14 protein-coding genes are annotated in these 14471 nt (G+C 70.5%); 1 reads left to right on the top strand and 13 read right to left on the bottom strand.

From position 1 onward, the window contains the following. Positions 1-352: 352 nt before the first annotated feature. Entirely contained in the window at positions 353-679 is a 327-nt protein-coding gene (locus tag ACGFNF_RS29440; RefSeq protein WP_393172143.1) for a hypothetical protein, read from the bottom strand. 439 nt (positions 680-1118) lie between these two features. Here ACGFNF_RS29440 and ACGFNF_RS29435 point away from each other — a divergent pair, with 439 nt between their 5' ends. After that, positions 1119-1529, top strand: coding sequence for a hypothetical protein (locus tag ACGFNF_RS29435; RefSeq protein WP_393172141.1), 411 nt, complete (start codon positions 1119-1121; stop codon positions 1527-1529). 312 nt (positions 1530-1841) lie between these two features. On the opposite strand, the gene ACGFNF_RS29430 is transcribed toward ACGFNF_RS29435, so the two are convergent. The 12 genes from ACGFNF_RS29430 to ACGFNF_RS29375 all read right to left on the bottom strand — a co-directional run bounded on the left by ACGFNF_RS29430 (position 1842) and on the right by ACGFNF_RS29375 (position 14463). Then, positions 1842-3254, bottom strand: coding sequence for a TolB family protein (locus ACGFNF_RS29430; RefSeq protein ID WP_393172139.1), 1413 nt, complete (start codon positions 3252-3254; stop codon positions 1842-1844). After that, a complete protein-coding gene (locus ACGFNF_RS29425; RefSeq protein WP_393172137.1) occupies positions 3251-3751 on the bottom strand; it encodes a SigE family RNA polymerase sigma factor in 501 nt (166 codons plus the stop codon). The genes ACGFNF_RS29430 and ACGFNF_RS29425 overlap by 4 nt, the downstream gene beginning before the upstream one ends. Before the next feature lie 317 nt (positions 3752-4068). Beyond that, positions 4069-4506: a DUF4259 domain-containing protein gene (locus tag ACGFNF_RS29420; protein WP_393172135.1), complete on the bottom strand. Its 438-nt coding sequence runs from the start codon at positions 4504-4506 to the stop codon at positions 4069-4071. 2 nt (positions 4507-4508) lie between these two features. Further along, complete coding sequence (locus ACGFNF_RS29415) at positions 4509-5057, bottom strand: contact-dependent growth inhibition system immunity protein (protein WP_393172147.1); 549 nt, start codon at positions 5055-5057, stop codon at positions 4509-4511. Between the two features lie 249 nt (positions 5058-5306). Beyond that, complete coding sequence (locus ACGFNF_RS29410) at positions 5307-5615, bottom strand: hypothetical protein (protein ID WP_393172133.1); 309 nt, start codon at positions 5613-5615, stop codon at positions 5307-5309. 983 nt (positions 5616-6598) lie between these two features. Further along, positions 6599-7123, bottom strand: coding sequence for a flavin reductase family protein (locus ACGFNF_RS29405; protein WP_132231728.1), 525 nt, complete (start codon positions 7121-7123; stop codon positions 6599-6601). 4 nt (positions 7124-7127) lie between these two features. Then, a complete protein-coding gene (locus tag ACGFNF_RS29400; RefSeq protein ID WP_132231726.1) occupies positions 7128-7499 on the bottom strand; it encodes a VOC family protein in 372 nt (123 codons plus the stop codon). A gap of 55 nt (positions 7500-7554) precedes the next feature. Continuing rightward, on the bottom strand, positions 7555-8475 hold the full coding sequence (locus tag ACGFNF_RS29395; protein WP_393172130.1) for a methionyl-tRNA formyltransferase: 921 nt from the start codon (positions 8473-8475) through the stop codon (positions 7555-7557). Next, a complete protein-coding gene (locus ACGFNF_RS29390) occupies positions 8472-9698 on the bottom strand; it encodes an argininosuccinate synthase (protein WP_151453748.1) in 1227 nt (408 codons plus the stop codon). Before ACGFNF_RS29390 ends, ACGFNF_RS29395 begins: the two co-directional genes overlap by 4 nt. Before the next feature lie 5 nt (positions 9699-9703). Beyond that, entirely contained in the window at positions 9704-10462 is a 759-nt protein-coding gene (locus ACGFNF_RS29385) for a hypothetical protein (RefSeq protein ID WP_393172128.1), read from the bottom strand. Between the two features lie 13 nt (positions 10463-10475). Then, positions 10476-12905 (bottom strand): condensation domain-containing protein, encoded by a 2430-nt coding sequence (locus tag ACGFNF_RS29380; RefSeq protein ID WP_393172127.1) that lies wholly within the window; start codon positions 12903-12905, stop codon positions 10476-10478. After that, positions 12898-14463, bottom strand: a complete 1566-nt coding sequence (locus ACGFNF_RS29375) for an amino acid adenylation domain-containing protein (protein WP_393172125.1) — start codon at positions 14461-14463, stop codon at positions 12898-12900. Before ACGFNF_RS29375 ends, ACGFNF_RS29380 begins: the two co-directional genes overlap by 8 nt. Positions 14464-14471 lie beyond the last annotated feature (8 nt).

Raw genomic sequence — 14471 nt, 5'->3', positions numbered from 1 at the left:
CCCAACGCGATGGAGACCTCACCGGTTACGACCATCGCTCGCATTCACACACTGAGCCAAGCCCACAATGGGCAAAGGCTACCGAACCACCCTCTCAGCGTGGCGGTCCTTCTTGCCGTGACGATCGCGGGGTTGTCGGCCACCGTCGTGGCCGGGGCGATCGGCTGCCGCGCCGCTTCGCGGCTTGCCACCGAGTACCTGGGACCAGGCGCGCGGAGAGCCGCCGACATGGCCAGCCGCCCCGGCCTTCGGGCCGGGGCGGTAACCCGTACACAACCGGGCAGCCGCGCGCCCACAGCGCAGCCGTGCCTTGGTGCGGGTGGCCCATGACGACGTTGGTCGGCAGCCGCTGCTACTCCGCAAGCTCCGGATGGTGCCCGCGGTTGAAGGCTCTTCGCTCGGCATCGATGAGGAGTGCGTGTACCTCTGCTTCGTTCCGCTCCACGAAGTCGGCATAGGCACCAAGGGTCAAGATCATGGCGTAAGTCCTGGTCCGAACCGACAGGTCTCCGATCGCAACGTCCTCACCCAGCTCGAAGCGGATGAGGGCCTCGGTCTCCAGCCAGGGCAGTTCCGGGCCGAACGCGCGCCGCATGGCAGATACGAGGAGCTCAACGTCTTTGAGCCCGTGGTTGGGATCGAAGAGTCGGGCCACCGCGATTTGGAAGGCGACGATCATGACATGGGCGGAGCCAAGCGAGTTGAACTCTGGGAACCTTGCTGTGAGTGGTTCACGCTCCGACGAGTGGCGCAGCATGCTCTCCCGTAGGAACCGGCCCATGAGCGTGCGGGGCATCTGGGGTGGGATTGGTGGCTCCACCGGCTGGGACTTGCGGTACCTGCGCCTGGCCACGGCTAGTGTCTCCCTTCCTCATTCCGTTGATCAAGTCTGGCAGCAGAGGGCAGGCATGGCATGAGCCATCATCGCGAGGCCGTCATGGTCCATCCACGGGCCAGTGACTGTGGCGGGCAGCGGTCATGTGCGGGCACGGGGGCAGATGCCCGGCCGCAGACGTCGCCGGAATCAGGGCTTGGTTGAGCGCGCTCTTCCAAACTGGGGGTTGCCGAAAGACGACCGCACGCACGCCGTCCGGTCGGCCGCCGGAGAGACTTGTCCGGTGACGACCGTCGAGCCACCGGACGTAGTGACAGAGAAGGCCGTCTTGCAGCTCCTGCACTTGGCCTTCCTGGAGATTCGGTTGTACACGGCTCCCGTGGACGACGAGTCGCTGGAGACCTTGCTGAAGCGGCGTGAGCAGATCAACGAACTTGCCGACCTCTGCCATGGGCTACCCGGCTGTGTCGCGTCGGAGCGACGGCATCTGCTGGGCGACAACTTGAGGTACCTGTGGCGTACCTCCTCTGCCCGGCAGCAGGGCTGGATGCGTTCTCGCTGGGATCACCTCGGCTACGACCATCGCTGGCTCACGGATCCGAGTACGGCAGGTCGGGCGGACGCAGCAGTCGTAGACGCTGATTCGGGGGCCGTGCAGAGTGCGTGCAATGATCTTGACCCGTCGGGCACGTGACGACGCGGACGTCCAGGTCAAGGGCACACGCGCCAGCCTGTCTCAGTCGCCTTCCTGAACCGTGATCAAGACGCGCTGCGGACCGTTCTGTGGACGCCTCCGGCCGTCCTCAGACGCCCGCAGCCCGTCATCCGGAAGTCAGCGAAAGCCGTACCGCGTGGCGACTCTCGATCATGCTCGGCGGCACGACCGGTACGTCTGACCACGCGGTACGGCACTTGACCACACTCGCCACCACGTCAGGTCACTTGCCCCCGGAGGCGCCGTCGATCCGTGAGCGGTCTTCCGGTTCGGGTGAAGATCCGCCAAGCTCTACTCAATCCTCCAACCTTTTCGATCGAGGACACCCGCCCGTCCGCGCGCACGCCTGACACGCCGGTCGTCGAGCCAGAGTGCTATCCGTTCGCGAAAGCGGTACGCGGCGATGCCGGTCACCAGGACGGGGATGAGGATGGTCCAGAACCAGAATCGGGGGCCCACGCGGGGTGGGCTTGCCTCACGGGTGCGACCGCTGCGGATCACGTCGTCGGAAACGTCGATCGCGACGACGTCCCTTGGGGCGGTGAGCAGGGTGGCGGGAGCGTCCGCGCCACGAGCGAGGGCCAGCACCCGCACCGTGCCGACGTTGCCGTACGCCAGTCGTTGCTCCATCTCGAGGGGCCGGTCGAACGCGGCCGGAGCGTGGGGTGCGGGCTGGTAGGCGACGACCCACGCAGTCCCATCCACCGCCCACCCCAGCAGCCGGATGGCGGTCACACCGGAGACGGCCGGCGTGCCGATCGCGCCGAGGTCCCTGCCCGCGGTCGGGTCGATCCGCCGCAGGCTCCAGCTGTCGCCGTCCCGCCGGGTGACCGTCAACGTCCTACCGTCGGTGCTCCAGGCACCCTTGCCGGCCAACTCCGTGTCGGACGCGAGGGTGAACGAGGAGCGCCGCCGGCCGTCGAGGTCGGTGACGGTGACCGTCCGCCCGGTTTGAAAGGCGAGCCGTGCACCGTCCGGGGCGAATGCGACCGGGGACCCATTTCCCTCGTGATCGTCGACCAGCCGGGTCCGGCGGTCGCCGTCCAGCCAGACGATGCTCAACACCTGCCGGTAGGCGCTGCCCTCCGGGTTGGCCGGCACTGTGTCTCGGACGACCAGCGCCCGCCCGTCCGGCGACCAGCCCGCCGGTTCGACCATGACGGTGCCGGAGACCCCGCTGGCCACGGTACGGCTGCGCCCAGTCACCAGGTCGACGATCTCCACTCGGGGATGCGTGAAGCCGACTGAACTGAAGGCGACGCGGCGACCGTCGGGAGACAGTACCGTGTCCTCGCCGGCTTGCGCCTCGATCTCGCCTTTGATGATCCGGTAGCGGTCGACGTCCGCACCGACGACCGCGATGATGCTGCCCTCGTCGCCGTATGTCAGGCGCGGGGCCTGACCGGTGAAGATCACCGAGGCGGGACCGGGGCGCGGTCGATCGGTGGCGTGCAGGCTGCCGAGGGGCGGCACGCCGACCCGGTCGGGCAGCGCGGCCTTGGCGCCGGCCGCCGGGTCGACGGCGCGGGTACCCGCCAGCGGCAGCACCGCCCCGGCCAGCGCGACCAGCACCAGCGCCGCCGCGACCGCGAGGGCGGTACGGCGGCGGGAACGGCGGGCGGTGGCGAGCGCCCGTTCGTAGACCGGGTACGCGGGAACGTCGGCCGCCGCTGTGTGCAGCGACTCGCGTAGTCGGTTGGTCATCGCGGGATCCTCTCCGCCGCTGGGTCGACCAGTTGGGGGGCGATGGCGCGCAGTCGGCGTAGCGCGTCGTGGCCGTGCCGTTTCACCGTGCCGACGGAGCAGCCCAGCACCTCGGCGACCTGCGTCTCGGTCAGGTCCTCGTAGAACCGCAGCACGACCACGGCGCGTTGGCGCGGGGTGAGTTGGCGCAGCGCAGCCGCCAGGGTGAGCCGCAGGGCGGTCGCGTCGGAGTGGTCGTCGCCGGGTCGGTCGGTGGGCTCCGGGTCCAGCCGTTCGGCGAGGCGGCGGCGCCACCAGGAGACCTGATGGTGGTACATCACCCGCCGCACGTAGGCATCCGGGTCGCCGCTGCGGATGCGCCGCCAGTGCTGGTACGTCTTCGCCAGCGCGCTCTGCAGCAGATCCTCGGCGAGATGGTGATCGCCGGTGAGCAGATAGGCCGTCCGGGACAACGCTGGTGAGCGGTGCGCCACGAACTCGTGGAACGTCTTGGTCATGCCCACCCCCTCGCCAGGTAAGACGCCTCCCGTCGCCCCAATGGTTGAGGCCGGGCACCGCGATAGCGGCGCACCGCCGCGCGAACAGCCGGGACCGGACGGGCCAGAGCCGTAACGGCCGTAACGATTGCGTGGCCGCGCACCCGTTGCGGGGGCACACGTGCGAGAAGCGTGTCTGGACGGTCAGCAGCAGCCATGATCGGGCACCACGACGGCGCCGCTGAGCAGGCGTTCCAGGCGGATCAGGTCAGTCGAGAACGATCTCCCGAAGTGGGGTGCACTCCGGCGTCATGCGTAGGTGTATCGCTGTAGGCCAGTTAGAACGGCGCGGATTTACCTGGCAGTTCAGGCGGACCGTACAGCACCGCACGGAGCTTGTGGATCTGCGGGAAGTCAGGGGACTCGGCCTTGCCCCATTGGTCCCGCCACTCCGAGTCGTCGCCGAGGACCCGGTCGAGTGCGTCGATTGCCAGCTGTGGCAGGTCGTCGTCCAGGTCAAGGGATTCGCCAGCAAGCAGGAAGTCCGGTGCGCACGGCGAGGTTATCGGGTCTCCGCCGGGCATGTGAGATGCCACGATCGCTGCCGCAGCGATGGCCGAGACGGCCTCGTCATGCTCGAGGTATCCGGTGTTGAGTGCGGCCGTTGTCAGGGCAGCGCGAACCATTGCCGATCGCGCAGACGGATCGGCATCGTGGAGGTCACCGCACCAGTCGGCGGCAGTGTCGTTGTCATACGGATCGATCTTGGCGATCATGGCTACGGCCGAGCCAGTCGGGGCGGGTCAGAGGCCCGAAGGCGACTCGGCCCGTACTCCACTTCTGAACCGTGTGTCGCAGGTTGGAATCCGGCCGGGGCACTTCGAAGATCAGCAAGGAAGCGCGCCATGGCGTCGCGTAGCTGCCGGTTCGGGTCACGCGGTCTGAGGTCAGGTTCGGAGAACGGGGGGCCGGCAACGAGTCGAGCCACAGTCGACGCCAGGCGCTTCCGTTCGGCTCGGAAATCCGACCACGCTGAGTTTGATAGCCGCAGCACGGTGAAGAGCAGGTCGCCCGGATGGTAGTCACCCTCGGCCAAGGGATCGCGGAGCAAGACTTGCACCGCGAGAGGCAGCAGGGCCGACACCCCGATTTGCTGACCGAGCATGATGCGCAGGTCTTCGACCGTGAACTCTGCTACCGGCTTGCGCCGCAGCTCGGTGCAGCGTCGGACGAGGAAGGTGCTGCCCGGGTCGGGGTCCGGCCATATCTCCCGCTCAAGCTGCTCGATGGTCGTTACGGCGGCCAGGGTAGTCAGCCTTGTGCCCACGCGGGCGGCTGTTTCGCGCTGCTCGACGGCACGGCTCGTCGAACCAATGAACGATCTTGTTGGGGCGGCGGCGAGGAGAGCGGCCCGGGGAGCGGAGTGTCGGTCGACCAGCGAACGCACCGCGGCGACGTTGTGCGTCTTGCGGACGAGCTGGTACGTCCTCCGCGCCCCGGGCAGATCGCCGACGACCGGAAGGAGTGCGCCTGGTGGTGCCCGACGAACTCCTTCCGGCGATCGGCGAGCGGTGGCTCAGTTGAAGGTGTAGCAGTACAGCTGCACGTTGGCGGTGTAGTAGTAGTCGCTGATCTTCGTGCTGCTGCTGTAGGTCGTGCGGCAGTCGAGGTAGGTGTTGAAGCCGCCCATCTGGGCCTTCCACTTGGCGTCGTTCTCCGCCGACCAGATGGCGAGCGAGGCGGAGGATCCCGAGCCGTAACCCGTGTACCAGCCGACTGCGTTGGCTCCAGCGTCGGCGGACGCGGGGGCCGCACCCGCCAGCATGGACACCGCGGTCGCGCCGGTGACGGCGGTGGCAGCGAGGATCTTTCGAATCGCGCGCATTGAAGCTCCGTTCTGTTCGAAGGGATGCTCTGAGCCTGCCACGATAATCAACCACTGTCAATTCAATCGTGCCTGGTGTTGACATCTGTTAAATCGTTCGAGGGGCGCGAGAGCTGTTTCGAGGATGTCGTCTTCTGCCCCCGCGCAGGTAGACGGCTTGAGGCGGCGTTCTGTGCCGCGATCCAGGCGGTCACATCTGATTTAAGGTCGGTGAGACTGCGCCGGGCAAGCCGACGTGGCTGCGGTAGGTTGGTTCGCGGAACAGATCGCCCAGGGTTCAGTCACGACTAGTAGTTCGGGGTGCAGTGCAGGTGGAACTGGCGTGCTCAATGAGTCCCTGCTGGATGGCGGGCTGGCGTAGCTGCCCAGCATGATGTGTGGTTCCAGTTCGGTCCTGGCCCGCCCGGTCGATGGTGCGGAGTAAGCACATAGCTCCTGGTGGTGACATGTGCGCTGGGTCTGGCCGATGGTGCCACGTCCACCGCGGCAAACAGGTCGGTGGTGCCGTGGCGGACGTAGTCGATGGTCACCGTCCGTCAAATTGGGCCAATCCCAGAGGGCGCGACCACGGGGCGGCGCGGGCCGGTTCGTAATTGTTCGCTCGACCTGGGGCACCATGCTGTTGTTGGCCGCGGTCGAGGTGGTTATGGCGACCGGTGCGGGGCGAGTTGCCGAGTCGCGGTCGAGCCGCCCATGGGCGTTGGACCATTTGCAGCTCGCTCTTGCCCTAATGGCGTGGAGCGCCTTCCGTGGCAGCAGGTGATCGGCCCGCACGAGGCGTGCGTCGGGCGGTATTCCTGACCGGGCTGGTTGTCGCAGGTTCGGATCCTGGCCGGGCGAAGGGAATAGGCCATGACGCGATACTGCTCGTCCCGAAAGGGAGGGGCTCGTTTGTCTGGTTGCCATCCCCCTGCACTCCGTCGTCGTACCCGAATCGCGGCCAGGGCGGCGCGGGGCGGACGCCGCCGGGTGGGGTGGGGCCCCTACGCGGCCGACACCGCCGGGGGCACCGGTGCGATCGACCGGTACGACCCGTGGAGATAGAGCAGCGGCGCCTTCGCCGGATTCAGTGGGCCGTACGACACCGCCTCCCCGATGACCACCGAGTGGTCGCCCTGGTCGGAGAGGTCGCGTACGCGGCAGTCGAAGTAGGCAAGTCCCTCGCTGAACACGAGGCAGCCGGTGGCCGGCGCCCGGTGCACCCGGACGCCGGCGAACGCGGCCGCGCCGGAGGGCCGCCGGGCGTCGGCGAACCAACGGGCGACGTCCCGTTGGTCCGCCGCCAGCACGGTGACCGCGAAGATTCCGGAGTCCCGGATCTGGGTGAGCAGCCGACTCCGGTGCTTCAGACAGGTCAGGACCAGGGTGGGGTGCAGCGAGACGGTGGTGAACGAGTTGACCGTCATCGCCAGCGGGATATCGTCGTACACGCTGCTGACGATGCCGACGCCGGTGGCGAACGCCCCGGCGGTACGGCGGAACTCCACTGCCCGGTCCTGGTTGGTCATGGCGTCAGTCCTGACCCCAGACCAGGCAGAACGGGTGTCCCACCGGGTCGGCGTAGACCCGGAAGCCGTGGTTGCGGCTGCCGCCGCCGCGCAGCCGGGTGGCGCCCAGCCGCAGCACCGCTTCCTCGGCCTCCTGGATGTCGTCCACCTCCACGTCGAGGTGGGCCTGCTGCGGGAAGGCCGGATCCGGCCACTGCGGCGGCTGGTAGTCGGCGACGCTCTGGAGGCAGAGGCGGGGATGCCCGTCCGCGCCCTTCAACGTCACCCAGTACCCGTCGCTGTCGGCCCACTCCAGGCCGGTCAGCTCGACGTAGAACTCCGCCAACTTCTCGGCGTCCGGACAGTCCAGCACCACCGAGTGCAGTCGACCGATCATCCGACCTCTCCCGTCATCGTCGTACGCGCGATGACCGGCGCCCCCGGTCACCGTGTCAGTGAAGGTACTCGCCGAAGGTGGTGAAGTAGTCGATGGCGCGCACGGGTGGCCCGGTCTCGGTGGAGACCTGGAGCAGCACCACCCCGCGGTCGTCGCCGTCGCCCGGTCCGCCGCTGGCGACGACCACACCGCCGTAGTCGGCCTTGACGATCCGGCCGGGTGTGCCGCCGTGCGCCCGGGTCGGCCGGGTGGCGGCCTTGACCCACAGCCGGAACCCCCGGTGCGTCGTCCACGCGTTGACGAACGGGTCCGACTGGCCGCGTACCAGGTCGCAGATGGTGGTGGCGCTGTCCCGCCAGTCGATGCGGGTGTCCTCGACGCCGATCCGGTGGTAGAACGACGCCCCCTCGGGCGGCTGCGGCTCGCCCCGGTGGCCCTCGGCGACCCGCTCCAACGCCTCCAGCGTGACCGGCACGTACTCCGCGAGGAGGCGCTCCAGGATCTGGCCGGCGGTGTCGTGCGGGCCGATCTTCACGCGGGCCTGGGTGATGATCGGGCCGGTGTCCAGCTCCTCCGCCATGTAGTGCACGGTGAGGCCGGTCTCCTCCTCGCCGTTGCGGATGGCCCAGTTGACGGCGCCGAACCCGGCGTACGCGGGCAGCAGCGCGTCGTGCGTGTTGACCGCGCCGCGTTCCGGGATGCGCAGCACCTCCGCCGGCACCCGGGTCCGCCAGTTGGTGGAGACGATGAGCTCCGGTACGAGGTCGCGCAGTTGCTCGTGCAGGTCGGGCTCGCGGGCGGTGGCCGAGTAGCGCACCGGCAGTCCCAGGTCCGCCGCGGCCAGCTCCACGTCCGGCTCGCCGAGCCCGCTGAACTCGGCCCGGTGGGTGAGCACCAGCAGCACCTCGTGGTGCGGCGCGATGCCCCGCAGCACGGTCGCGCCGAGCTCGCCGTACCCGAAGAAGACGATCCTCACGGCTTCGCCGCCCGGGTGGCCCGCCCGGCGCGGAAGCGGACGGTGTTGACCCGCAGCCAGCCGGAGGAGTCGCGCTGGTCGAACACGTCGTCCGCCTCGAAGGTGGCGAACGCGGTGTCGTAGCGGCTGTGCGGGGAGCGGCGGCCGATCACCTGGACGGTGCCCCGGTGCACCCGCAGGATCGCGTCGCCGGTGACGTCCTGCTGGCTGAAGTCGATGGCGGTCTGCAACATCAGCCGCTCGGGGGCGAACCACAGGCCCCGGTAGACCAGGGCGGTGTACTTCGGCATCAGCTCCTCCTTGAGCTGCGCCACCTCCGGGTCGAGCACCAGCGACTCCACCGCTCGGTGGGCGTGCCAGAGCAGGCTGCCCGACGGGGCCTCGTAGATGTTGCGGGTCTTCATGCCGAAGATCCGGTTCTCCACGATGTCGAGCCGGCCGATGCCGTGCCGGCGGCCGATCTCGTCGAGCGCCTCCAGTACGGCGCTGGCGGACAGGGGCGTCCCGTTGACGCCGACCGGGTTGCCGCCCTGGAAGTGGATCTCGACGGTCTCGGGCTCGTCGGGGGTGTCGGCGATGTCGCGTACCCGGAACAGCAGCCCCTCGGGCGCGGGCTGCGCCGGGTCCTCCAGCGCCTCGCCCTCGTACGAGGTGTGCAGCAGGTTGCTGTCGATGGAGTACGGCCGTTCGCCGCTGCTGAGGTCCAGCTCGATGCCGTGCCTGCCGGCGTACGCGAGCAGGTCGCTGCGGGAGGCCAGGTCCCACTCCCGCCACGGGCTGATCACCGTGAGGTCGGGGCGCAGCGCGGCGAAGGTCATCTCGAAGCGGATCTGGTCGTTGCCCTTGCCGGTGGCCCCGTGCGCCACGGCGTCGGCGCCTACCTCCTCGGCCACCCGCACCTGGGCGGCGGCGATCAGCGGCCGGCCGATGGAGGACCCCATCAGGTACTGCCCCTCGTAGAGGGCGTTGGCCCGGTACATGGGGAAGGCGTAGTCCCGGGCGAACTCCTCGCGCAGGTCGACCACCCGCACCTCGTCGGCGCCGAGCTTCTCGGCCTTGCGGGCGGCGGTGTCCAGCTCCTCGCCCTGCCCGAGGTCCGCGATGAACGCGGTCAGCCGGCAGCGGTACCGCTCCTTGAGCCAGACCAGGGCGACCGACGTGTCGAGCCCGCCGGAGAAGGCGAGCACGATGTGCTGGGGGGCGATGTTGTTCCGAGTCGACATGATGGTCACACCTCTCCGGCGGGCACGGTCGCCCACAGCTGGTCCATGGTTTCGTGGGTGAAGTCGCGGGTCAGGTCGGACGTCGAGGCGTACCCCATGTTGATGATCTTGCGGCGGCCCTGACGGACCGGGGCGACCCGGTGCAGCGTGGTGTTGGTCCGCATCAGGTACAGGTCGCCGGGGAACAGCTCCATCGAGTAGATCGGCCGGCTGACCAGCGCCCGGTTGATCTCCGGACGCTCCTTGTTCCAGACGGTGTTGGGCACGCACTGGACGAAGCCGCCGTGCTCCACCGGCGGGCACTCGACCACCCAGACCAGCGCGAAGGTGAAGTCGTCCCAGTGCCAGCCGTGGGTGTCGCCGTCCTTCTCCAGGCAGGTGATGACGAACTGCTCCGGCTCGTACGGGCAGGGGTGCACCGGCTCGCCGGCCACCTCCGACAGCACCCGCAGGATCGGCTCCGCGGTGTAGATCCCGTTGATGACGGTGCCCAGTTCGGCGATCTCGGCCCGGGTCACGTTGCGCATCCGGCGCGGCGTGTAGTCGGTCTCGGCGAACCGCAGGTCCCGGCGCGTACCGGCCTTGTCGATCAGCTCGTTGACCTCGTCGGCGACGGCCTTCTTGACGCTGTCGGGGGCGACGAAGGAGACCTTCGCGTGCCCCAGGTAGGAGAAGTCGCGGCGGGCCGTGGCGACGTCGTCCGGCGCCACGTCGCGCTCCACGTGCTCCCGCAGTTCCTGGTACAAGACTCTCGAGTCGAACACGGATCCTCCTTGGTTAACCTCGCGCCGCCGCGACGCGCGCGAAATCGATGACGGCCGCCGCCACCTGCGTCACGGCGGCGGAATGCAACACTCCGAAGTGGTCGGTGCCGATCCGCTGGGACCGGGCCGCCCCGACCCGCGCCGTCCACTGGGCGAGCTGCGCGTCGAGCAGATCCGCACCGATCACCAGCGCGGGAGTGTCGACCGGGCCGTCGTGGACGTACTCGGCGCTGGCCCGGACGTGGCGCTCGTAGCTGCGCCACCGGTGCGCCAGCAGTGCCGTGGGCACGGGCTGCTGGACGGCGGCCAGGCTGGCCGCGAGCGCGCCGAGGGCCAGCCGCTCGTCGAAGCCGGCCGGCTCCGGGCCACCCGTCACCCGGGGCCTCGGGGCGTCCGGTTCCAGGTCGAGGGCCCGGTGGATGTTCTCGGTGAAGGTGTCGAAGCGGTCCCGGACCTCGTCGGCCGGCAGCTCGTACCCGACGGGCGGAGCGGAGTCCAGCACGACCAGCGCCGAGCGCCGTCCGACCTGGTCGGCGGCCATCTGGTAGGCGACCTGGCCGCCGAAGGACCAACCGCCGAGCAGGTCCGGGACCAGCCCCGCCGCGTCCAGGTCGGCCCGGTACCGCTGGGCCAGCGCCGCCACCGTCGGCAGCTCCGCGCTGTCGCGGGAGGCGGTCACCCGCCAGTGCTCCGGCAGCTCCGCCAGCAGGTCCTGGTAGTCCTGCGGGCTGCCCCCGGCGCCGTGCACGAGGTGCAGGTGCGGCCCCGGGCCCGCCCGCAACTCCACAAGCGTCGACTCCGCCGCCACCGGCTGCGACCCGTTGCCCAGCAGGTCGGCCAACCGGCGGGGGGTCGGCTCGCCCAGCCACCGCACGACGTCCACCGCCGGTCGCCCGTCGGCCGCCAGCGCGTCCACCAGGCGCAGGGCGCTCAGCGAGTTGCCGCCGGCGGCGAAGAAGTCGACGTCCGCGTCGGCCGGCGGGCCGCCGAGCACGTCGGTCCAGGCGGCGACGACGTGCTGCCAGTCCGCCGACTCGGGCAGCGGGCCGGTCGCCCGGTCGCGGTCCACGGTGGCCGGGGCCGCGCGGCCGGCCCGGGCGCGGGTGGCGACGTCGAACGAGCCGACCGTACGCTGCGGCTCGGCGCCGCCGTCGGCCAGCACCTCGTCCAGGTCGTGCAGGAGGGCCAGCACGCTGCTCTCCCGGTAGCGCCCGGTGTGGTACTCGATCTCGGCGAGGTAGCCGCCGTCGGCCTCCCAGACGGACATCGCCAGGTCGGCCCGGGCGGCCCGGTTCGGGCTGGGCAGCAGCGTCGCCGGGACCGGGCCGAGCCGCAGGTCGGTGCCGATCGGGCCGAGGTAGCTCAGCAGCAGTGGCGCGGGATCGCCCAGCGCGCTCCGGGTCGCCTCGGGCAGCGCCCCGAACACCACCGGGTACGGCACCGCCTGGTGGGTCAGCATCTGCCACATCCCGTCCCGGGCGGCACCCACCACCCCCGCGACGGTGTCCGCCCCGTCGACCGTGGCCCGGGCCACGCAGAGGTTGGCGGTGTACCCGAGCAGCGCCTGGTCGCGGGCGGTCATCCGGTTCGCGGTCACCACGCCCACCGCCACGTCCGGCCCGGCGCCGGCCCGGGCGAGCACGATCTGCGCCGCGCCGAGGATGACCGCGAACGGGGTGGCGAAGGTGGCCTTCGCCAGGGCGGCGATCCCGGCGCCCGCCTCGGCGCTGAAGCCGTAGCGCAGGATTGCGCCGGGCGCGCCGCTGGCCACCTCGCCCGGCAGGTCGGGTTCAAGCACGGCGGAGGTGGCGCCGGCGAGCGCGTCGCGCCAGTACGCCAGGCTCTTGTCCCACCGGCCGTCCGCGCGGGCCGCGGCCTGCTCCCGCGCGTACGTGCTGAACGGCACCGGGTCGGCCGGGAAGCTGACGGCACGTCCCTCCCGCGTGGCCGCGTACGCCTCGGACAGCTCGCCGACGAGCAGTTGGACCGCCCAGCCGTCGAGCACCACGTGGTGCACGGTCAGCAGCACCTCGTGCCGGTCACCGACCCGGACCAGGGTGATCCGGGCCAGCGGTGCCGCCTCCGGATCCATCGGCCCGGCGTGCACCTCCTCGGCGACGAGCCGCAGCAGGGTGCCCGGGTCGGCCGGTCCCGGGTCGTCCACCTCCACCCGGTGCAGGCCCACGACGATCCGGGGCGCCACCACCAGCGTGACGGCGTCCGCCTGCCGGACGACCGAGGTCCGCAACGCCTCGTGCCGGTCGACCATCGCCTGCCAGGCGACGGCCAGCGCCGCCTCGTCGAGCGGCTCGTCGACCGCGAGCCGCCAGGTGAGGTGGTAGACGGACCGGTCGCGGGCCCGCTGGTGCACCCACCACAGGGCCTCCTGCATGCCGGTGGCCGGGACCGGGCCCGGGGCCGCCCCGGCGTGCTGCTCAACCACGGGTCGCGAGCAGCTCGGAGGTCAACCGCTTGCGGTCGACCTTGTCCACCTCGGTCAGCGGGATGTCCGCCCGGTGGTGGAACGCCCGTGGCCGCATGTACGGGGGCAGGTGTCCCACCAGCCGGGTGAGGTCGTCGTCGGCCAGCGCCGCGCCGGTGTAGACGGCGTGCAGGTCCAGCTCCCCGTCGGCGCCGGCCACGGTGAGCACCACGGCCTCCACCACGTCGGCGTGGGCGCGCAGCGCGGCCTCGATCTCGGCCAGCTCGACCCGGTTGCCGCGCACCTTCACCTGGTGGTCGATGCGGCCCTGGTGCACCAGCTCGCCGAACTCGCGACGGACCCGGTCGCCGGTGCGGTACCAGTGCTCGGCGGTCAGCGGCCCGGTGCCGTCGTAGAGCCGGCCCCGCTCGCCGTCGAAGGAGACGAACCGGCCGGCGTTCTCCGCCGGCTCCAGGTAGCCGGGGAAGCGCTGCTCACCGCGGACGCACAGCTCGCCGTCGTCGCCCGGGCGCAGGTCCTCGTCGAGCAGCACGTAGTCGAGGTGCGGGTAGATGTCCCCGATCGGCACCGACCGGTTCGACGACTCGATCCGGGCGGCCGGGTCGGCGGGCACCTCGTAGGCGGTGACGATGCACGTGGTCTCGGTGGGGCCGTAGCAGTTGATCACGGCGGTGTTCGGCGCGGCGGCCGTCCAGTCGTTGACCTGCTCGATGGTGAGCGGCTCCCCGCCGAAGGAGCTCAGCCGCAGCGTCGGCATGCTCTCCGGCGCCAGCGCCCGCAACCGCTTGGCGAACGAGATCAGCGACGGCACGGACAGCCAGTGCGTGAGCCGCTTCGTGTTGATGAAGCGCACCGGCGTCAGCACGTCGCCGCGCTGCGCCACGCACAGGGTGGCGCCGGTGCCCCACGCGCCGAACATCGCCAGGATCGAGCCGTCGAAGCACATTTCGAAGGTCTGCGAGACCCGCGACTCGGGCCGGAAGCGGTACCGCTTGGTCACCTCGGTCAGGAACGAGTCGACGTTGGCGTGGGTCGCCGGCACGCCCTTGGGCTTCCCGGTGGTGCCGCTGGTGAAGATGATGTACGCGAAGTCGTCGCGGCCCCGCTCCACCTCCGGCGGGATCTCCGCCGCGTCGCCCGGGGCGAGGAACCGGCGCCAGCCCTCACCGGTCAGGTCGAGGACCGTGACGGTGGTCTGCGCGCGGAACTCGGCCAGCCCGTCGCCGGAGGTGTCGTCGACCATGACGAGGTCGAGCCCCGCCTCGTCGGAGATGGCGAGGTTCCGGGCCGCCGGGTTGGCGGGGTTGAGCGGCACCACCGTCGCACCCAGCCGCAGGGCGGCCAGGTAGGCGATGTAGCCGACGAGGCTGCGGGAGGTGAGCAGCCCGACCCGTCGGGGTGGCCGTCCCGGCGCGCGCTGCATGGCGGCCGACAACCGCTCGGCCGCGGCCCGCAACTCGGCGTAGGTCAGTGCGTCCGAGGCGACCTCGATCGCCACGTTGTCCGGGTACTGCCGGGCCGACGTACGGAACCAGTCGTAGAGGGTACGGGTCTGCATCGCACATC

This window comes from Micromonospora sp. NPDC048868, assembly GCF_043198195.1.
GTDB classification, from domain to species: domain Bacteria; phylum Actinomycetota; class Actinomycetes; order Mycobacteriales; family Micromonosporaceae; genus Micromonospora; species Micromonospora reichwaldensis.
The sequence above is the reverse complement of the archived record's forward strand: the minus strand, read 5'-3'. Positions and strand labels throughout refer to the sequence as shown.

What these genes read in the sequence shown, in the direction of transcription:
- ACGFNF_RS29405 (WP_132231728.1), bottom strand. Translation starts at nt 7,123, where the DNA reads ATGACCAACCAGGACCGGGCAGTGGAGTTCCGCCGTACCGCCGGGGCG.
- ACGFNF_RS29390 (WP_151453748.1), bottom strand. Translation starts at nt 9,698, where the DNA reads ATGTCGACTCGGAACAACATCGCCCCCCAGCACATCGTGCTCGCCTTC.
- ACGFNF_RS29425 (WP_393172137.1), bottom strand. Translation starts at nt 3,751, where the DNA reads ATGACCAAGACGTTCCACGAGTTCGTGGCGCACCGCTCACCAGCGTTG.
- ACGFNF_RS29410 (WP_393172133.1), bottom strand. Translation starts at nt 5,615, where the DNA reads ATGCGCGCGATTCGAAAGATCCTCGCTGCCACCGCCGTCACCGGCGCG.
- ACGFNF_RS29375 (WP_393172125.1), bottom strand. Translation starts at nt 14,463, where the DNA reads ATGCAGACCCGTACCCTCTACGACTGGTTCCGTACGTCGGCCCGGCAG.
- ACGFNF_RS29420 (WP_393172135.1), bottom strand. Translation starts at nt 4,506, where the DNA reads ATGATCGCCAAGATCGATCCGTATGACAACGACACTGCCGCCGACTGG.
- ACGFNF_RS29430 (WP_393172139.1), bottom strand. Translation starts at nt 3,254, where the DNA reads ATGACCAACCGACTACGCGAGTCGCTGCACACAGCGGCGGCCGACGTT.
- ACGFNF_RS29400 (WP_132231726.1), bottom strand. Translation starts at nt 7,499, where the DNA reads ATGATCGGTCGACTGCACTCGGTGGTGCTGGACTGTCCGGACGCCGAG.
- ACGFNF_RS29440 (WP_393172143.1), bottom strand. Translation starts at nt 679, where the DNA reads ATGATCGTCGCCTTCCAAATCGCGGTGGCCCGACTCTTCGATCCCAAC.